The following is an 18,618-nucleotide window of genomic DNA, read 5'->3' as shown; positions in this document are numbered from 1 at the left end:
CCGACCCACCCGAGTGCTGCCTGCGTTGGAGGGGTGCGATGAGCAAGCGGGACCGGAAGCGGGAGCTGCCGCCGGTGCCGGAGGCGCTGCCCGCCTCGGCGGTGGACGCGCACACCCACCTCGACGCCTGCGGCGCGAAGACGCCCGACGAGGTGCGCGCCATGGTGGACCGCGCGCAGGCCGCCGGGGTCGGCCGGGTGGTGACCGTCGCCGACGACATCACCTCCGCCGAGTGGGCCGTCGAGGCGTCCACTTGGGACGACCGGGTGTTCGCGGCGGTGGCCCTGCACCCCACCCGGACGAAGGACTTCGACGACGCCGACCGGCAGGTGCTGGAGCGGCTCGTCGCGCACCCCCGGGTGGTCGCGGTCGGCGAGACCGGCCTCGACTACTACTGGGACTACTCGCCGCCGGAGCCGCAGCAGGCGGCCTTCCGATGGCACATCGACCTGGCCAAGCGCGTCGGCAAGCCGCTGATGATCCACGACCGCGAGGCGCACCAGGACATCCTGCGGATCCTGTCCGAAGAGGGCGCCCCCGAAACCGTGGTGTTCCACTGCTTCTCCGGGGACGCCGAGTTCGCCCGGTCCTGCGTGGACGCCGGCTACGTGCTGTCCTTCGCCGGGACGGCGACCTTCCGCAACGCCAACGCCAAGGCGCTCCGGGAGGCCGCGCAGCTGGTGCCGCTGGACCAGTTCGTGGTGGAGACCGACGCCCCGTTCCTGACCCCGCACCCGTTCCGCGGACGCCCGAACGAGCCGTACTGCGTCAATTACACCCTTCAGGATCTTGCGGAACTCCGTGGCATGACGCTTGAAGAACTCGTGGTAGCGACCACGGCCACGGCCGAGCGAGTGTTCCGGCTCGATCAGGCGTAACCCCACCCGCACTCCTTTCACTCGCAGTTTTTTGATACTGGGCGCCGGATCGCGCCCGCTTGCAGTCCGCGACGCCGTCCCTACCGTCCACTTCGGAAGCCGGGATGGGGGCCAGCACCCCGAAACTCCGCCCCGCTGGGCGGAGCACCTCCTACCCGGAGGCACGGCAGTCAGGATTGCGATGAAGTTCGGTTTGTTCGCGAAGGCGACGGTAGTGGCGAGCATCGTGGTCTGCGGTGCGGCGCCGATGGCGGCGGCGTCTCCGAGCGCGCCGCCGGCCGCGCGGAGCGTCTGGGACCGGCTCGCGAGGTGCGAGTCGGGCGGCAACTGGGCCGCCAACACGGGCAACGGGTACTACGGCGGCCTGCAGTTCAACCGCCGGACCTGGGCCGCGCACGGTGGCAACCGGTTCCACAAGTACCCGCACCGGGCGTCGCGGGAGCAGCAGATCGTCATCGCGGAGGCGCTGCGCGTGGCACGCGGCGGCTTCGGCGCCTGGCCCGCGTGCGCGCGGAAGCTGGGCCTGCCGCGATGAGGTGATCAACTCGCTGCGGGGGCACAGATCCCTCGGGTGAGGGGAGGGAGGGCTCGGCCCGAGCGCGTTGAGTGCTCGGGCCGAGCCTGGTTTCCGGCCCGGAAACCGCGTGCCGAGCATGGAAACCGCAGGTGTCGGGGGCGTGTGATATGTCACCCAAGAGCCTGGTCGCCCAGTTAACAGGGCGCCGGCGGTACCTCCGAACGGACCAAATGCGGGCGATCTCGCTTACTGATCGTGCTCGGTTGCTCGGCAAGTCAGCGTAACGCAGATCACAAGCCGGATCGGGGTCCTTGGCTGTCTGCATTGATCACGCTAGAGTCTCGGCCTCGTAACCGATGACAACCAGTCATGGGGAACGCCCGTAAGTCTCGCCGGTGTACGTCGGGGAAGCGGGCCGTGGGCAACGGAGCTCTCGGTCGGCTAGGACGGCGCTTGGCTGCGGGAGTCGGATACAGACACGAAGCACGAAGGTTGTGTGCACGCGAGGAGCGAGGGAGTTGAGCGACGACATGGGTCTCGCCCGACACCGCCTCCGCTCCGCAGCACGCGAGCGCGACTTCCGCCTTCGGGAGGTAACGACCCTGTGAACGGACGCGGCGAGCCCAGCTATCCCGGCCATGCCTACCGGTCGGACGACGGCTACTGGGCCGAATCTTTCGAGCCTGCGACGGACTGGTTCACCCCGGTCCAGGCCGAGCAGCACACCGCTGTCGGACTCCTGGAACGCCCGGAGCCGCAGCGGTACCCGGCCGAGGACCACCCGAGCTTCCCGCCGGGCTCGCTCGAGATCACCCCGGCGGACATCTACGACGTTCTCGGCCCGGACGCCGAGGACATGCTCGCCACCGCCGAGATCGACGTCGACGAGGTCATCCGGCTGATCAACGCCGAGACCACGGTGCTGCCGCCGCTGGTCATCCCGGACGCGTTGCCGGAGGCGGAGGAGGACGACACCCCGCCGCAGGAGGTCGTCGACGCGATCGCCACCTGGAAGCGGCGCTTCCTCAAGGGCGCGGTGGCCGGCGTGCTGCTCACCCTCACCGGCACCGGCGGCGCGGCCGCCGCGATGGACAAGTCGGTGACCGTCGAGGTCGACGGGCACGAGCGCACCGTCAGCACCTACGAGGGCACCGTCGCCGACGTGCTCGAGGACGAGGGCATCGCCGTCGGCCAGCACGACGCGCTGAGCCCCTCGCCGCAGGCCAAGGTCAGCCACGGCGACACCATCACCCTCGACCGCGGGCGGCTGCTGAAGCTGACCGTCGACGGTGAGCCGCGCGAGGAATGGGTCCGCTCGGTCACGGTGGACCAGGCGCTGCGCCAGCTCGGCGTCCAGGCCGATGGGGCGTGGCTTTCCGCCGACCGCACCATGGCCGTGCCCGAGCAGGGCCTGGAGCTGATCGTCAAGACCAGCAAGAACATCACCGTCTTCGACGGTGGCAACGAGCCGCGGCAGCTGACCACGACCGCCGTCAACATCGACGAGCTGGTCAAGGAGCAGAAGCTCGAGCTCGGCCCCGAGGACACGATCACGCCCGGCGGCGACCAGCGGCTGGTCACCGGCGCCGAGATCCGCATCGACCGCACCGGCAGCACGGTCATCAACGTGACGATGCCGGTCGCGCCCCCGGTGCAGGAGATCGTCGACAACACGATGTTCAAGGGCGAGGAGCGGGTCGAGTTCCCCGGCGTGCCCGGCGAGAAGATCGTGTTCACCCGGGTCACCACGCGCAACGGCGAGGAGACCGGCCGGGAAGCCGTCGGCGAGAAGATCACCAAGGAAGCGCAGCCCAAGGTCGTGCGCGTCGGCGGGAAGCAGCCGCCGAACAGCGGGGTGTGGGACAAGCTGGCGAAGTGCGAGGCCGGCGGCAACTGGGCGATCAACACCGGCAACGGCTACTACGGCGGCCTGCAGTTCAACAAGTCCACCTGGGACGCCTACGGTGGCGACCAGTACGCGCCGTACCCGCACCAGGCCAGCCGCGAGCAGCAGATCGCGGTCGCCGAGAAGGTCCGCGCGGCCCGCGGCGGCGGCTACGGAGCCTGGCCGGGCTGCTCCTCCAAGCTCGGCCTGAACTGACGTATGGCTCGTGAGCGTTTTGGGGCGCTGTGGCACCCCAAAACGCTCACCGGCATTTGCCGGGCGAAACCGGGCTTCCCACCCTCTGGTCGGGGTGCGGGGACGGTGGCTTCGGCGCGCGGGTAGTTTTTCCGTGTGGACGACCAGCAGGCGAATCTGCTCGGCCCGGCCGACGTGCGCCGGTTGGCCGAGGAGCTCGACATCCGCCCGACGAAGAAGCTCGGCCAGAACTTCGTGCACGACCCGAACACGGTGCGCCGCATCGTGGCCTCGGCGTCGGTCACGGCGGACGACGTCGTGCTGGAGGTCGGCCCCGGCCTGGGCTCCCTGACGCTCGCCCTGCTCCCGGCCGCCGGTGCCGTGACGGCCGTCGAGATCGATCCGGTGCTCGCGGCGCGGCTGCCGCGCACCGCCACCGAGTTCGCCCCGGGGCTGGCCGACCGGCTCACCGTGATCGAGGCCGACGCCCTGCGGGTGACCGCCGCGGACTTCCCGGCGCCGCCGACCGCGCTGGTCGCGAACCTGCCGTACAACGTCGCCGTGCCGGTGGTGCTGCACCTGCTGGCCGAACTGCCGAGCCTGCGGCACGGCCTGGTCATGGTGCAGTCCGAGGTCGCCGACCGGATGGCCGCCAAGCCGGGCAGCCGGGTCTACGGCGTGCCCAGCGCGAAGGCCGCGTGGTACGCCGACGTGCGGCGCGCGGGTCCGGTGCCGCGCAAGGTGTTCTGGCCGGTGCCCAATGTGGACTCCGGGCTGGTGTCTTTCGAGCGCGTCGAACCGCCGTCGACCGCGCCGCGTGCGGAGGTATTCCGAGTGGTGGACGCGGCGTTCGCCCAGCGGCGCAAGACGTTGCGCGCCGCGCTGTCCGGCTGGGCCGGGTCCGCCGCGCGCGCGGAGGAAGTTCTCCGGGCCGCCGGGGTGGATCCGTCGATTCGCGGTGAGCAGTTGGAGATCGCCGACTTCGCGCGCATCGCGGAGGCCGCGGCTACCGAGAGCGGCCGCTGAACCACCCGTCCGGGCGCTTGCCAACCGAGGTCGATCCACTACTCGGAGTCACCGAGAACACCTGGGGTGCCAGGAAAATTCCCGCTCGTCCGGGTGTGTGATTTGGCAAACGATTTCGGAAAGTGACGACTATCAACTTGCGCTGGAATCCGCCAGTGGGTTCTACTATTCGGGAAATCCATCCCGAGCGGCCGAGAGACCTGGCTCCGCGACGCCGCAGCAACCACCCGATGGGCAGGTGCTAACGCCAGGACCGATGGAGTTGTTGTGGATTCCAACGCGCTGTTAGCCAGCCCGCCCGCGGGTCAGACCCGAGCTCAGCTGGCCCGATCCCGGCAGAACCACATCCGGAGGCTGCTGACGCAGCGTCGCGTCATCGACCACGGGCGTCGTACCACCACCGCCTGTCGTCGCGAGATGTGACCCAGCCCTTCCTCCCTTTCCGAAGTTCCTTGGCCTGCCGCCCTGTCGTGCGCGCGGCCGTCGCGAGCTGATGTGGAGCCGATCGTGATCACAGTCGAGAACCTGACCAAGTCCTTCCAGCACAACAATGGAACCGTCCGCGCCCTCGACGGCGTGTCGATGGAGGTTTCGGCCGGTGCGGTGTGCGGGGTGGTCGGTCCGAGCGGGGCCGGCAAGTCGACCCTGGCCCGGTGCATCGCGCTGCTGGAGAAGCCGGACGGCGGCGCCATCCGCGTCGACGGCACCGACCTCGTTTCCCTCGGCGGCAAGGCGCTTCGCGCAGCGCGTCGCCAGATCGGCGTTGTGCCGCAAGGCGATTCGCTGCTGCGCCAGCGCACCGCCGCGGGCAACGTCGCGTTGCCGCTGGAAGCGGCCGGTGTCAGCGGCCCGCAGCGGCGCACCCGCGTCGGCGAGCTGCTGGACCTCGTGGGCCTGACCGACAAGGCCTCCGTCTACCCCGACCAGCTCTCCGGCGGGCAGCGCCAGCGGATCGCGGTGGCGCGTGCGCTGGCCGCCAAGCCGTCGGTGCTGCTGGCCGACGAGCCGACCTCGGCGCTCGACCCGAGCACCACCGACTCGGTGCTCACGGTGCTGGACCGCGCCCGCGCCGAACTGGGCGTCACCGTGCTGGTGGTCACCCACGACATGGCCGTGGTGCGCAAGATCGCCGACGACGTCGCGGTGCTGGAGGACGGCCGGGTGGTCGAGCACGGCAAGGTCATCGACCTCGTCGCCGAGCCCGGCAGCCGGGTGGGCGACACGCTGCTGCCCGGCACCGACCAGGGCGATTCGCTGCGGCCCGGCGGGCGGCACGACGTCGTCGCCGAGGTCGTGCTGGTCGGATTCGCCGCGGTCGGCGCGTTGCTGCCGGAGGCCGCCGGCCGGTTCGGGGTCGAGCTCGCGATCCTGGGCGGCGGGTTGACCAGGCTGGGTGACACGCCCGTGGCGAAGTTCAAGGTCGGCCTGACCGGCGAGCGAGCCGAGGCGGCCCTGAAGTGGATGGTCGAGCGGGACGCGCATGTGCGACGCGCCCCGGTGTGCGTTGACGGAGCTGCTGCGTGAGTGATGTGACCCCCTGGTCGGAGGTCCTTGGAATTCTTGGTGAAGCGACGATCGACACGCTCTACATGGTGTTGGTGTCGACCCTGCTGGCGGTGCTGGGAGGCCTGCCGCTCGGGGTGCTGCTGCACCTGACCTCGCCGGTCGGCCTGAACCCGAAGCCCGTGCTGTACCGGGTGCTCGGCGTGGTCGTCGACGTGGTGCGTTCGGTGCCGTTCGTCGTTCTGCTGGTGGTGCTGGCGTCGTTCACCCGGCTGCTGATCGGCACGTCGATCGGCAGCACCGCGGTGATCGTGCCGCTGACCATCGGTGCCATCCCGTTCTTCGCGCGGTTGACGCAGAACGCGTTGCGCGAGGTCAGCTTCACCGTGGTCGAGGCTGCGATCACGACCGGATCGAGCAAGCTGCGGATCGTGTGGACGGTGCTGCTCGGCGAGGCCCGGGCCGCGCTGGTCGGCGCGGTCGGCGTCACCGCCGTGGCGCTGGTCGGCTACGCCGCGATGGCCGGCGCGATCGGCGGCGGCGGGCTGGGCACGACCGCGATCCAGGACGGCTACCAGGGCTACGACGACCGGATCCTGTGGGGATCGGTGGTCGTGCTCGGCGTGCTGGCCTTCGCGATGCAGCTGATCACCGACCGGACCGCGAAGCTCGTCGACCGGCGCCGGACCGCGACGAGCTGACCTCGTGGGCGACGCCCACCCGAACCTCTTCCTGCTTGGGACGACCTCCCAACCACTGTCCAGAAAGGACGAACTCTGATGCGTTTGCGTTTTGCCGCCCTGGTGGCCGCGGCCGGCGTGGTGCTGGCCGCGTGCGGGGGTGGCGGCGGCCAGGCCTCCTCGGACCCGAACGCCCCGCTGCGGGTCGCGGTCAGCCCGACGCCGCACGGCGAGATCCTGCAGTACGTCAAGGACGACCTGGCGAAGCAGGCCGGGCTCGACATCGAGATCGTCAAGTTCGACGACTACAACCGGCCGAACGAGGCCGTCGCGAACGGCGAGCTGGAGGCGAACTACTTCCAGCACCAGCCCTACCTGGACGAGTACCGCAAGCAGCGCGGCGGCGACTTCGTCTGGATCCAGGCCGTGCACCTGGAGCCGCTCGCGGTGTACTCCAACAAGGTCAAGTCGCTGCAGGAGGTCCAGGACGGCGCGACGGTCACGCTGTCCAACGACCCGGCGAACCAGTTCCGCGGCCTGAAGCTGCTGGAGCAGGGCGGCCTGATCAAGCTCAAGCCGGACGCCGCGGTGGGCACCCGGTTGGAGTCGGCGATCGCCGAGAACCCCAAGAACATCAAGTTCAAGGACCTGTCGCCGGACCAGCTGCCGCGCTCGGTGGATGACGCCGCCGCCGCGGTGGTCAACGGCAACTACGCGATCAAGGCGAACCTGCAGAACCCGGTCCTCGTGGAGAGCCCGGAGAACAACCCGTACGCCAACGGCCTGGTGACCAGCCCGGCGCTGGAGAAGGACCCGCGGATCCAGAAGCTCGCCGAGCTGCTGCGGTCCCAGCAGGTCAAGGACTTCATCAACCAGAAGTACGGCGGCGTCGCGGTCATCCCGGCGGCCTGACCCCAGCATCAGCGCTGAAGGGCGCTTCCCTGCGAGTTGATCGCGGGGAGGCGCCCTTCACCGCATTTTCCCGCTTTGTTCTTGAAGCGGCGTAGCCGCTTAGCCCACCTGCGCAGCTCGCACCGCCGCGGGTTCTCAGGCGTCGTCTGGCGAGGACAGCCCCGATGCCGCGTATTGGGTCATACGTAAGTCGGGGATCCCGGAGTCCAGGCGGCGACCGCAATTCCCGCAGGGGGGCCGCTACCCGCACCGCTCCGAAAGGTGGGCTGGATAGGTTCTTATACGCAGGGAAGTCGGCGGCGGGGTTTCCTCTACACGTACGCTCTAAGAGTGCTCTCCGTGGTTCCTACCCCCATCACCGTTCGCGTTCCCGCCAAGGTGAACCTGCACCTGTCGGTCGGGGACCCGCGCCCGGACGGCTACCACGAGCTGGTCACCGTCTTCCAGGCGCTGTCGATGACCGACGAGGTCACCGTGCTGGTCGCCGAGGAACCCGGCATCGACGTGCACGGCGATGGTGCGGATTCGGTGCCCACCGGCCCCAGCAACCTGGCTTGGAAGGCCGTGCAGCTGCTCGCCGAGCACAGCGGGCGCGATCCGGAAGAACCCGGGGTGCGGCTGTCGATCAACAAGGGCATCCCGGTCGCCGGCGGGATGGCCGGGGGCAGTGCCGACGCGGCGGCGACGCTGCTGGCGCTGAACCACCTCTGGCGGCTGGAGCTGGGCCGCGACGACCTCAGCGAGATCGCCGCGAAGCTGGGCAGCGACGTCCCGTTCTCGCTGCAGGGCGGCACGGCGCTGGGCACCGGCCGCGGCGAGCGGCTCGTGCCGGTGCTGGCGCGGCACACCTTCCACTGGGTCATCGCGCTCGATCGCCGCGGCCTGGGCACGCCCGGCGTCTACACCGAACTCGACCGGCTGCGGGCGGAGTCGAAGCCGAACCGCGTCGGGGAGGTCGAGCCGCTGCTGGAGGCGCTGGCCTCCGGCGACCCGCGGCAGCTCGCCCTGCTGCTGGGCAACGACCTGCAGGCGGCGGCCGTGTCGCTGCGCCCCGGGCTGCGGCGCACGCTGCGCGCGGGCGTGCAGGCGGGGGCGCTCGCCGGGATCGTCTCGGGCTCGGGCCCGACCTGTGCCTTCCTCTGCACCGACGCGGATTCGGCGGTCCGGGTGGCGGCCGAGCTCTCCGGCGCCGGCGTGTGCCGCACGGTCCGCGTCGCCCACGGCCCCGTCCCCGGAGCCCGAGTGGTCTCCGAAGAGCCCGCCCACCGGCCCACCCCGCCCCAGGTCCACGCCTGAAGTGCGGTTTCAATCGAAACTGCACGCCTAGGACTCCGGTCTGCAGTTTCAATTGAAACTTGGGCCGGGGCACCAGCCCGTGATCACGCAACGCAGTTGATGGAGTAGACGAACACCCGATGGTGAACCTGGTCAATCTGGAATCGGTCAGCAAGAGCTATGGCGTGCGCCCGCTGCTGGACGGCGTCTCGCTCGGGGTCTCGGCAGGGGAGCGCATCGGGGTCGTCGGCCTCAACGGCGGCGGCAAGACCACGCTGCTGGAGGTGCTCGCCGGCCTCGCGGAGCCCGACAGCGGCCGGGCCAGCCAGAGCCGCGACCTGCGGATGGCCGTCGTCACGCAGCGAACCGAGCTGCCCGCCGACTCCACGGTGCGCAACGCGGTGCTCGACCCGCACGGCTTCAGCGCCGAGCACGAATGGGCCGCCGACCCGCAGGTGCGCTCGGTGCTCAGCGGCCTCGGCATGACCCGCCTCGGCCTGGACACCCCGGTCACCGACTTCTCCGGCGGCGAGCGCCGCCGCGTCGCGCTGGCCGCCGCGCTGGTGCGCGATCTGGACCTGCTGGTGCTGGACGAGCCGACCAACCACCTGGACGTCGAGGGCGTGCACTGGCTGGCCGATCACCTGCTGGAGCGCAAGTGCGCGCTGGTGATCGTCACCCACGACCGCTGGTTCCTGGACACCGTCTGCAACCGCACCTGGGAGGTCGTCCAGGGCCGCGTGGAGCAGTACGAAGGCGGCTACGCCGACTGGGTCTTCGCCCGCGCCGAACGCGCCCGCATCGCCCAGCAGGCGGAGGAGAAGCGGCAGAACCTCGCGCGCAAGGAACTCGCGTGGCTGCAGCGCGGCGCGAAGGCCCGCACCTCCAAGCCCCGGTACCGGATGGAGGCGGCCGAGGCGCTGATCGCCGACGTGCCGCCGCCGCGCGACACCGTCGAGCTGGTGGCTTTCGCCAAGCGCCGCCTCGGGAAGACGGTGCTGGAGCTGGAGGACGTCGACCTCCGGATCGCCGACCGCACGCTGCTGGACGGCGTCACCTGGCGCATCGGCCCCGGCGACCGGATCGGCCTGGTCGGCGTCAACGGCTCCGGCAAGACGACGCTGCTGAAACTGCTCGCCGGCGAACGCGAAGCCGACGCGGGCAAGCGCATCGAGGGCAAGACGGTGCGGCTGGCGCACCTGACCCAGGAACTGCACGACCTGCCCGGGCACTGGCGGGTTTTGGAGGCGATCGAGAACGTCGCCGAGCGGGTCACCCTCGGCAAGTACGAGCTGTCCGCCTCGCAGCTCGGCGAGCGCTTCGGCTTCGGCAAGGGGCGGCAGTGGACGCCCGTCGAAGACCTCTCCGGCGGCGAGCGCCGCCGACTGCAGCTGGCCCGGTTGCTGATGGCCGAGCCGAACGTGCTGATCCTCGACGAGCCCACCAACGACCTCGACATCGACACCCTGCAGCAGCTCGAAGACCTGCTCGACACCTGGCCGGGCACGCTGGTGGTCGTCTCCCACGACCGCTACCTGGTGGAGCGCGTGTGCGACAGCGTGCACGCGCTGTTCGGCGACGGCGGCCTCACGCACCTGCCGGGCGGCATCGACGAGTACCTGCAGCGGCGTCAGTCGCTGCTGGAAGCGGCCGAAGGCAGCGTCGGCAAGCAGGCGACCGACGCGGCGAAGCCGCGAGGGCTCTCCGGAGCGGAGGAGCACGCGGCGCGCAAGGAGCTCGCGCGCTGCGAGCGTCAGCTCGACAAGCTCGCGGAGCGCGAAGCGCGGCTGCACGAGAAGCTCGCGGAGGCCGCGACAGCGCCGGAGCGGCTGGCGGAGCTGAACGCGGAGCTGCGCGGGCTTCAGCAGGAGAAGGACGAGGTCGAAACGCGCTGGATGGAGCTCGCCGACCAGCTCGGCTGACCCGGCGGCTTTCGATTTTGCCTAAAAATGGGCGTCCTCCTCGCGTCCGGGAGGCGCGGGGTGACTCCTGATTTTGCCTAAAATCGGGATCTTCGCCCTTGCGGGGGCGCTCGATGAGTGCGCGTTGTGGCGAAACCTGTGCGCGCGATCACCGTGCTCGTAAGCTGCGTCACATGAGTCGGTTCGTGGAGACATTGGTGGCGTCCGCGCGGGACAACTCCGGTCCGCAGGCGCGGGGGCTCACGACGGGCGAGCCCGAGCAGCCGTGGTTCCGGACGTGGGCGGAGGTGCACGCCGACGCGCTGCGGATGGCCGGGTCGCTGGGCGACGACCTCGGGCCCGGGCGGGTCGTCGCGATCCTCGCCGCCGACCCCGGCCTGATCGCTCCCGCCGTGCAGGCCGTGTGGCTCGGCGGCGGCAGCGTGACGATGCTGCACCAGCCGACGCCGCGCACCGACCTCGCGCACTGGGCCGAGGACACCGTCCGGGTGCTCAAGATGATCGGCGCCCGGCTGGTGCTGCTGGGCGCCCCGTTCGAGGACTTGGCCGGCGTGCTGGAGGAGAACGCGATCGGCTACCGGAACCTGGCCGGGCTCACCGACGGCGAACCGCTCGCCGAGCCGGTCGACGTCGACGAGGACGCGACCGCGCTGCTGCAGCTGACCAGCGGCTCCACCGCCGACCCCAAGGCCGTGCGGATCACCCACGGCAACCTCTACGCCAACCTGCGGGCGATGGTCACCGCCGCCCAGCTCGATCCCGCGCACGACGTCGCGGTGTCCTGGCTGCCGCTGTTCCACGACATGGGGATGGTCGGCTGCCTGACGGTGCCGATGGCGATCGGCATGTCGGCGGTCAAGGTCACCCCGGCCGACTTCCTGACCCGGCCGCTGCTCTGGCCCGAGCTGATCAGCCGCTACCGGGGGACCGTGACCGCCGCGCCGAACTTCGCCTACGCGATCGTCGGCCGCCGGATGGCCCGCGCCGACGACGGCGACTTCGACCTGTCGAGCCTGCGGTTCACGCTCAACGGCGCCGAACCGATCGATCCGGCGGCGGCGCAGGCGTTCACCGACGCGGGAGCCAGGTTCGGGCTGAGCCCGGACTGCATGGTGTGCGCGTTCGGGATGGCAGAGGCCACGCTCGCGGTGTCGTTCGCGCCGCTGGGGCGCGGGCTCGAGGTCGACATCGTCAACGCGGATGCGCTGGAGCAGCAGCGGCGTGCCGAACCCGCATCGCCGGACGCCGAGCGGGCGCGGCGGTTCGCGTTGCTGGGAAACCCGTTGCCGGGCTTGGAGGTCGACGTCGTCGACGACTCGGGCCGGCGGCTGGAGGAGCGGCAGGTGGGGCGGCTGCGGATCCGGGGCGAAGCGGTGACGCCCGGCTACCTGACGATGGACGGCCCGCTGTCCACGCAGGACGATGACGGCTGGCTGGACACCGGGGACGAGGGCTACCTGGTCGACGGCCAGGTGGTGATCTGCGGGCGCCGCAAGGACGTGATCATCATGGGCGGCCGCAACATCTACCCGGTGGACATCGAGCGGGCCGCCTGCCAGGTCGAGGGCGTGCGCGCGGGCAACGCCGCCGCGGTCCGGCAGGACGCCGGGAGCCGGCGCGAGCGGTTCGCGGTGGTGCTGGAGTCGCGCCTGGCGGGTGACGAGTCAGCGGAGAAGGCACTGCGCAAGGAGGTCGCGGCGCGCATCGTCGACGCGGTGGGCGTGCGCCCGTCGGCGGTCGTCGTGCTGCAGCCGGGCTCGCTGCCCAAGACTCCGTCGGGGAAGCTCAAGAGGGCCGCCACGGCGTCCCTGGTCCCCAACGACTGACCAACCTGGACGATCGCGCCGATCCGGTGGCCATGTGGGGCGGCGATTTCGCGCGAAATCGCCGCCTGTGGCGTCAGTGGAAGCGGTTCTGGGCGGCTTCGAGGCCGCCGGTGACCAGGGCCTCCACCGCGTCCGCGCAGACGTCGATGAAGTACGCGAGCTCCTTGCGCTCGGCACCGGAGAAGTCCTTGAGGACGTAGTCGGCCGGGTCCATCCGGCCGGGCGGACGGCCGATGCCGAAGCGGACCCGCAGGTAGTCGCGGGTGCCGATGGACTTGCTGATCGAACGCAGCCCGTTGTGGCCGTTCTCGCCGCCGCCGCGCTTGAGCCGGATGGTGCCGAACGGCAGGTCGAGCTCGTCGTGGATCACGATCACGGATTCCGGCGGCGCCTTGTAGAACTTCACCGCGCCGGCCACCGGCCCGCCGGAGAGGTTCATGAACGAGCGCGGCTTCACCAGCACGGCGCGCGCGCCGGCCAGCCGTCCCTCGACGACGTCGGCACCGGCCTTGTGCGCCTTGAACTTCCCGCCGATCCGGTCGGCGAGCTCGTCGGCGACCAGGAAACCGATGTTGTGCCGGTTCCCCTCGTAGCGCGGCCCGGGATTGCCGAGTCCGACGATCAGAGCGACCGAGTCCGGAGTGCTCACGGGAAGAAGTCTCCTGCTCTGAGGACTGTGTCGAAGGTGGCTTGGGCGGCCCCCCTGCGGGATCGCCGACGCCGATTCACCACGTCGGGGCGAGAAAACCCCTGAGAACTCGCGGCGGTGCAAGCTGGGGCCCACACCGCAAGCGGCCGACGCCGCTTGCGGAACAGACCCTGGATGGCACGCAGCGCGCCGCCCCGATCGGATGGATCGGGACGGCGCGCGGTGCGCCCGACGTCGGAGGCTCAGGCCTCTTCGGCGGTCTCGCCTTCGGTCGAGGCGGCGGCTTCCTCGGCCATCGAAGCCGCGGCCTCGCTGACGTTGACGACCAGCGCCTCGGGGTCGGCCTGCAGCGTGCTGCCCGCGGGCAGCTGGATGTCGGAGGCGTGGAGCTGGGTGCCGATCTCGGCACCGGCGATCGACAGCTCCAGCTGCTCGGGGATGTGCAGGGCCTCGGCCTCGATCTCGACCTCGGTGATCTCCTGGCTGACCAGGCCGCCGGGGCCGGCCTCGCCGACCAGCACGACCGGCACCGCGACGGTGACCTTCTCGCCGCGCTTGACCAGCAGCAGGTCGACGTGCTCGATGTAGTTCTTGATCGGGTGCGTGGTGATGGTCTTGGTGAGGGCGAGCTCGCTGTCGCCCCCGGACACATCAAGCGTCAGCACCGCGTTGTGCCCGTTCTCGCGGATCGCGCGGGCGAACTCCACGGAGGGCAGGGACAGGTGCTTCGGGTCGGAGCCATGACCGTAGAGCACCGCGGGGATCTTGCCGGCGCGGCGGGTGCGGCGGGCCGCTCCCTTGCCGAACTCGGTGCGCTGCTCGACGGCGATACGTACCTCGGACACGGTGGTGCACTCCTCATGACGTCGGGCGGAACGTGAATTGGTCGCTGGCCTGCGGCGGTGGGGCGCGCTACTGGCGTGATTACGACGCGGTGCCGAACGGGCACCCGGGGTGTGAGCGACATCAGTGCGCCAACCAAAGTGGTCGGCGGCCACCGTGCCACCGCGCCGATCACGCCGGGCGAACGTCCCGACCTCGCCGAGGCAACCCGAATAGTCTAAACGGTGCTTGCATAGTCGTTTTCGCACGGGTGACCCCACCCGGTTCCGGTCGTGCTCGCCCAATGGTCACCCGCAGGAACTCAGCGCACGTTGAAGTCACCGGTAACCAGTGGTTAGCGTCGGTGACCAGCACAGAAGGAGGATGCGATGCGACTGGTCCTGTTCGGCGCGACCGGCTACGCCGGCGGCGCGATCCGGCGGGAGGCGAAGCGGCGCGGCCACGAGGTGATCGGCGTGGCCCGGAGCGCCGAGTCGTCGGCCGAGCCCGGGAAAGCGGGTTCGCTGCACGACGAGCAGTTCGTGCTCGACGTGGCGGCGGGCGCGGACGCGCTGCTGGTGGCCATCCCGGCCCGGCCGATGCCCGACGGCACGAAGCTGCTCGACGCGGTGCCCACGCTGTTCGCGGCGGCAGAGCGGCACGGCCTGCGGATCGGCGTGGTCGGTGGCGCGGGAAGCCTCCGCGTGTCCGAGGACGGTCCGCGGGTGATCGACACGCCCGGGTTCCCGGACGAGTTCAAGCCGGAGGCCGGCGCGCACGCCGAGGTGCTCGCGGCGCTCCAGCAGGCGCCCGCCGGGGTGGACTGGTTCTACCTCAGCCCGGCGGGGACGTTCGGCGCCTACGCTCCGGGCGCGCGGACCGGCTCCTACCGGCTCGGCGGCGACCTGCTGGTGACCGACGCCGACGGCAACTCCGCGATCGGCGGCGAGGACTACGCGATCGCGTTCGTCGACGAGCTGGAGAAGCCCGCGCACCGGCGGCGGCGCTTCACGGTCGGCTACTGAGATCGAACGGGTGCGGAGACGACACGGTCCGGTCGCGGCGATCGATGAACCCCGGCGCGCCGGGTTAGCTTCCCAGTATGGCCGCAGACGCGAACAACCCGGACGCCGCCGTACCCAAGCCGACCTGGCGGGCCAGATTCAGGCAGGTCGGGCCCGGCATCATGGCCGCCGCGACCGGTGTGGGGGCCGGTGACCTGGTCGCCACCCTCGTTGCCGGTTCCCGCTACGGGTACGCGCTGTTCTGGGCGGTCGTGCTGGGAAGCGTCTTCAAGCTGTCGCTCGGCGAGGCAGTGGGCCGCTGGCACTTGGCTTCCAACCGCACGATGCTTTCCGGTTGGCGAACCCTGGGTCGTTGGGCGACCGGATACTTCGGCGTCTACGCCGTCATTTGGGGATTCATCTACGGCGCGACTGCGATGTCGGCTTCGGCGCTGCCGCTGAACGCACTGCTCCCGGCGCTGCCGGTGAGCGGCTGGGCGATCATCTGCGGGCTGCTCGGGCTGGTGCTGGTGTGGTTCGGCCGCTACGGGTTGCTGGAGAAGATCATGACCGCGCTCGTCGGGGTCATGTTCGTGACCGTGGTGGGCACCGCGGTCCTGGTCGGACCGAACCTGCCGGAGCTGGCCAAGGGCCTGGTGCCGACGCTGCCCGAGGGCTCGGTCGCCTACGTCCTCGGCCTGATGGGCGGCGTCGGTGGCACGATCACCATGGCCGCCTACGGCTATTGGACCTTCGCCAAGGGCTGGCGGGCGCCGCGCTGGATCCCGTTCATGCGCACCGACAATGCGGTCGGCTACATCACCACCGGAATCTTCGTGGTCGCGATGCTGGTGGTGGGTGCGGAGATCCTGCTCGGCCATGACCTGACCGAGGACGACAAGGGCTTGCTGACGCTCGGCGACACGCTGGCCGCCGACTACGGGCATTGGGCGCGGATCCCGTTCCTGATCGGCTTCTTCGCGGTCGCGTTCAGCTCGGTGATCGGGGTGTGGAACGGCGTGAGCCTGCTGTTCGCGGACTGGTGGCGGACCTGGCGGATGCCGAAGGAAGCGCCGCCGGAGACCTCGGTCGACTACGACCACAAGGCCGGGATGCACAGCACGCCATACCGGGTGTACCTGCTGTGGTTGACCTTCCCGCCGATGCTGCTGTTGTTCCTGGGCAAGCCGTTCCAGTTGACCGTCGTGTACGGGGTGCTGGGGGCGTTGTTCATGCCGTTCCTGGCGGGCACCCTGCTGGTGCTGCTGAATTCCAAGACGATGATGCCCGCGGCGTACCGTTCGCGGTGGCTTTCCAACTCGCTGTTGGTGCTGTGCCTGCTGCTGTTCGTCGGGGTCGCGGTCAACGAGTTGATCGGGATCTTCGAGTAGGCCGATCGCGTCGGGCCGCATGGCCGGGAGTGGTGCGGGTAACACTTTGCCGACTCGGGAATGCTTGAAGGTTCAATAATGTTGGGATGGGGGGGAGGATCGCCCGGCCCGGCGCGAGGGCGGTCGGACTCAGCGCACCGAACCCGATTCCAGGAGTGAGATCATGACCGCGATCGACCAGGCCGAGCAGCTGGTGCTCGGCGCGGACGCCCAGAACCTGCTGTTCCGCGAGGCCCGCACCGCCAACAGCTTCAGCGACGAGCCGGTCACCGACGAGCAGATCCAGGCCGTCTACGACCTGGTCAAGTGGGCCCCGACGTCGATGAACCAGCAGCCGCTGCGCATCGTGCTGGTGCGCTCCGACGAGGGCAGGCAGCGCCTGCTGCCGCACCTGATGGAGGGCAACCGGGCCAAGACCGAGAAGGCCCCGCTGGTGGCGATCCTGGCCGCCGACACCGACTTCCACGAGAACCTGCCGCGGGTGTTCCCGCACGCGGAGGGCGTCCGGGAGATGTTCGCCGGCAACGACGACCTCCGGCTGACCAACGCGAAGCTCAACGCGAGCCTGCAGGTCGCGTACTTCATCCTCGGCGTGCGCGCCGCCGGGCTGGTGGCCGGTCCGATGACCGGCTTCGACAAGGCGGGCCTCGACGCGGAGTTCTTCCCGGGCGGCAAGCAGCAGGCGCTGGTCGTGGTCAACATCGGCAAGCCGGGCGAGAACCCCTGGTTCGACCGCCTGCCCCGTCTCGACTACGACGAGGTCGTCACCACCGTCTGATCCCCCACCCAGTCCCCACGAGTGGTCCGCAATTTCCATTGAAATCGAAGATCCAATTTCAATGGAAATTGCGGACCATCGGCGTGTCGCACCCCGACACGCCGATGCCTGTGGACAACTTCCGCAATTTCAATGGAAATCAGAGGTTCGATTTCCATTGAAATTGCGGAACCTCGAACCTCGGGCCTCGAACCTCGAACCTCGAACCTCGGGCCTCGAACCTCGAACCTCGGGCCTCGAACCTCGAACCTCGGGCCTCGAACCTCGAACCTCGGGCCTCGAACCTCGAACGGCCCCGGTCCGAAGTGGACCGGGGCCGTTCGAGGTTCTTCGCCGCTGGACCGCGGGCGCCTCGGGAGGCGCCGCCGGATCAGGCGCGGCCGTCGAAGAGGCTGGTGACCGAGCCGTCCTCGAAGACCTGGTGGATCGCCTCCGCGACCAGCGGGGCGATCGACAGGACCGTCAGGTTCGGGAACCGGCGCTCTTCCGGGATCGGCAGCGTGTTGGTCAGCACGACCTCCTTCGCGCCGCAGGACGACAGCCGCTCCACCGCCGGGCCGGACAGCACCGCGTGGGTGGCCGCGATGATGACGTCCTTCGCGCCCGCCGCCAGCAGCTGCTCGGTGGCCTTGGTGATCGTGCCGCCGGTGTCGATCATGTCGTCGACCAGCACGCACAGCCGGCCCTCGACGTCACCGACGACGCGGTTGGCGACCACCTGGTTGGGCTTGCTGGGGTCGCGGGTCTTGTGGATGAACGCCAGCGGCGTGCCGCCGAGGTCGTCGGCCCACTTCTCCGCCACCCGGACCCGGCCCGAGTCGGGGGAGACCACGGTGATCTGCTCGCCCGCGTAGGTGTCGCGCATGTAGCTGGCCAGCAGCTTCTGGGCCATCAGGTGGTCCACCGGGCCGTCGAAGAAGCCCTGGATCTGGTCGGTGTGCAGGTCCACCGCCATGATCCGGTCCGCGCCGGCGGTCTTGAACAGGTCCGCCATCAGCCGCGCCGAGATCGGCTCGCGGCCCTTGTGCTTCTTGTCCTGGCGGGCGTAGCCGTAGAACGGCATGACCACGGTGATGCGCTTGGCGCTGGCGCGCTTGAGCGCGTCCACCATGATCAGCTGTTCCATGATCGCGTCGTTGAGCGGGTTGCAGTGCGACTGGATGACGAAGGCGTCGCACCCGCGAACCGACTCGTCGTAGCGCACGAAGATCTCGCCGTTGGCGAACTTGTAGGCAGCCTGGGGCGTGACCGTTACGTCGAGCTGCTTGGCCACCTCCTCGGCAAGTTCCGGGTGACTGCTGCCGGAGAAGAGCTTCAGGCTCTTCTTCGGAGTCGCAGACATCGCACTCACGGTC

The 18,618-nt window shown here is 70.1% G+C and carries 16 protein-coding genes and 1 riboswitch; of the genes, 13 read left to right on the top strand and 3 right to left on the bottom strand.

Annotated features, from left to right (window positions below; translation table 11 throughout):
• The first annotated feature begins 38 nt into the window (after positions 1-38).
• From AC07EQ_RS35310 to AC07EQ_RS35265, 10 genes are all read left to right on the top strand, one after another.
• Positions 39-878: a TatD family hydrolase gene (locus tag AC07EQ_RS35310; protein ID WP_478392159.1), complete on the top strand. Its 840-nt coding sequence runs from the start codon at positions 39-41 to the stop codon at positions 876-878.
• 181 nt (positions 879-1,059) lie between these two features.
• Positions 1,060-1,413 (top strand): transglycosylase family protein, encoded by a 354-nt coding sequence (locus AC07EQ_RS35305; RefSeq protein ID WP_478392158.1) that lies wholly within the window; start codon positions 1,060-1,062, stop codon positions 1,411-1,413.
• 586 nt (positions 1,414-1,999) lie between these two features.
• Positions 2,000-3,496, top strand: a complete 1,497-nt coding sequence (locus AC07EQ_RS35300; protein ID WP_478392157.1) for a transglycosylase family protein — start codon at positions 2,000-2,002, stop codon at positions 3,494-3,496.
• A gap of 135 nt (positions 3,497-3,631) precedes the next feature.
• Positions 3,632-4,501: a 16S rRNA (adenine(1518)-N(6)/adenine(1519)-N(6))-dimethyltransferase RsmA gene (gene rsmA, locus AC07EQ_RS35295; RefSeq protein WP_478392156.1), complete on the top strand. Its 870-nt coding sequence runs from the start codon at positions 3,632-3,634 to the stop codon at positions 4,499-4,501.
• A 175-nt stretch (positions 4,502-4,676) separates the two neighbouring features.
• A riboswitch (SAM riboswitch) is annotated at positions 4,677-4,764 on the top strand.
• Positions 4,765-5,008: 244 nt separating this feature from the next.
• Positions 5,009-6,025 (top strand): methionine ABC transporter ATP-binding protein, encoded by a 1,017-nt coding sequence (locus tag AC07EQ_RS35290; protein ID WP_132492852.1) that lies wholly within the window; start codon positions 5,009-5,011, stop codon positions 6,023-6,025.
• Entirely contained in the window at positions 6,022-6,705 is a 684-nt protein-coding gene (locus tag AC07EQ_RS35285; RefSeq protein WP_165968414.1) for an ABC transporter permease subunit, read from the top strand. Before AC07EQ_RS35290 ends, AC07EQ_RS35285 begins: the two co-directional genes overlap by 4 nt.
• A 78-nt stretch (positions 6,706-6,783) precedes the next feature.
• Positions 6,784-7,596, top strand: coding sequence for a MetQ/NlpA family ABC transporter substrate-binding protein (locus AC07EQ_RS35280; protein ID WP_478392155.1), 813 nt, complete (start codon positions 6,784-6,786; stop codon positions 7,594-7,596).
• A gap of 339 nt (positions 7,597-7,935) precedes the next feature.
• On the top strand, positions 7,936-8,892 hold the full coding sequence (locus tag AC07EQ_RS35275) for a 4-(cytidine 5'-diphospho)-2-C-methyl-D-erythritol kinase (RefSeq protein ID WP_397526056.1): 957 nt from the start codon (positions 7,936-7,938) through the stop codon (positions 8,890-8,892).
• Positions 8,893-9,011: 119 nt separating this feature from the next.
• On the top strand, positions 9,012-10,793 hold the full coding sequence (locus tag AC07EQ_RS35270) for an ABC-F family ATP-binding cassette domain-containing protein (RefSeq protein ID WP_478392154.1): 1,782 nt from the start codon (positions 9,012-9,014) through the stop codon (positions 10,791-10,793).
• A gap of 173 nt (positions 10,794-10,966) precedes the next feature.
• On the top strand, positions 10,967-12,619 hold the full coding sequence (locus tag AC07EQ_RS35265; protein ID WP_478392153.1) for a fatty acyl-AMP ligase: 1,653 nt from the start codon (positions 10,967-10,969) through the stop codon (positions 12,617-12,619).
• A gap of 73 nt (positions 12,620-12,692) precedes the next feature.
• Here AC07EQ_RS35265 and pth read toward each other — a convergent pair whose 3' ends face one another.
• Together pth and AC07EQ_RS35255 are read right to left on the bottom strand one after the other, a co-directional pair.
• Complete coding sequence (gene pth / locus AC07EQ_RS35260) at positions 12,693-13,268, bottom strand: aminoacyl-tRNA hydrolase (protein ID WP_478392152.1); 576 nt, start codon at positions 13,266-13,268, stop codon at positions 12,693-12,695.
• A 242-nt stretch (positions 13,269-13,510) separates the two neighbouring features.
• Positions 13,511-14,113, bottom strand: coding sequence for a 50S ribosomal protein L25/general stress protein Ctc (locus AC07EQ_RS35255; protein ID WP_478392151.1), 603 nt, complete (start codon positions 14,111-14,113; stop codon positions 13,511-13,513).
• Between the two features lie 366 nt (positions 14,114-14,479).
• On the opposite strand from AC07EQ_RS35255, the gene AC07EQ_RS35250 reads away from it, so the two are divergent.
• From AC07EQ_RS35250 to AC07EQ_RS35240, 3 genes are all read left to right on the top strand, one after another.
• Positions 14,480-15,115, top strand: a complete 636-nt coding sequence (locus AC07EQ_RS35250) for an NAD(P)-dependent oxidoreductase (protein WP_478392150.1) — start codon at positions 14,480-14,482, stop codon at positions 15,113-15,115.
• 77 nt (positions 15,116-15,192) lie between these two features.
• On the top strand, positions 15,193-16,485 hold the full coding sequence (locus AC07EQ_RS35245) for an Nramp family divalent metal transporter (protein ID WP_478392149.1): 1,293 nt from the start codon (positions 15,193-15,195) through the stop codon (positions 16,483-16,485).
• Positions 16,486-16,645: 160 nt separating this feature from the next.
• The gene (locus tag AC07EQ_RS35240; protein WP_478392210.1) at positions 16,646-17,263 is read left to right on the top strand and encodes a malonic semialdehyde reductase; all 618 of its coding nucleotides are present in this window, start codon (positions 16,646-16,648) and stop codon (positions 17,261-17,263) included.
• Positions 17,264-17,633: 370 nt separating this feature from the next.
• On the opposite strand, the gene AC07EQ_RS35235 is transcribed toward AC07EQ_RS35240, so the two are convergent.
• Positions 17,634-18,605, bottom strand: coding sequence for a ribose-phosphate diphosphokinase (locus tag AC07EQ_RS35235; RefSeq protein WP_218157324.1), 972 nt, complete (start codon positions 18,603-18,605; stop codon positions 17,634-17,636).
• Between the last annotated feature and the right edge of the window lie 13 nt (positions 18,606-18,618).

Source organism: Saccharopolyspora sp. NPDC045839 (assembly GCF_056431645.1).
This window is presented reverse-complemented; position numbering and strand designations above follow the sequence as displayed.

Coding starts and splice junctions, on each gene's coding strand:
- AC07EQ_RS35310 (WP_478392159.1), top strand. CDS start 39: ATGAGCAAGCGGGACCGGAAGCGGGAGCTGCCGCCGGTGCCGGAGGCG.
- AC07EQ_RS35305 (WP_478392158.1), top strand. CDS start 1,060: ATGAAGTTCGGTTTGTTCGCGAAGGCGACGGTAGTGGCGAGCATCGTG.
- AC07EQ_RS35280 (WP_478392155.1), top strand. CDS start 6,784: ATGCGTTTGCGTTTTGCCGCCCTGGTGGCCGCGGCCGGCGTGGTGCTG.
- AC07EQ_RS35270 (WP_478392154.1), top strand. CDS start 9,012: ATGGTGAACCTGGTCAATCTGGAATCGGTCAGCAAGAGCTATGGCGTG.
- AC07EQ_RS35265 (WP_478392153.1), top strand. CDS start 10,967: ATGAGTCGGTTCGTGGAGACATTGGTGGCGTCCGCGCGGGACAACTCC.
- AC07EQ_RS35250 (WP_478392150.1), top strand. CDS start 14,480: ATGCGACTGGTCCTGTTCGGCGCGACCGGCTACGCCGGCGGCGCGATC.
- AC07EQ_RS35245 (WP_478392149.1), top strand. CDS start 15,193: ATGGCCGCAGACGCGAACAACCCGGACGCCGCCGTACCCAAGCCGACC.
- AC07EQ_RS35235 (WP_218157324.1), bottom strand. CDS start 18,605: ATGTCTGCGACTCCGAAGAAGAGCCTGAAGCTCTTCTCCGGCAGCAGT.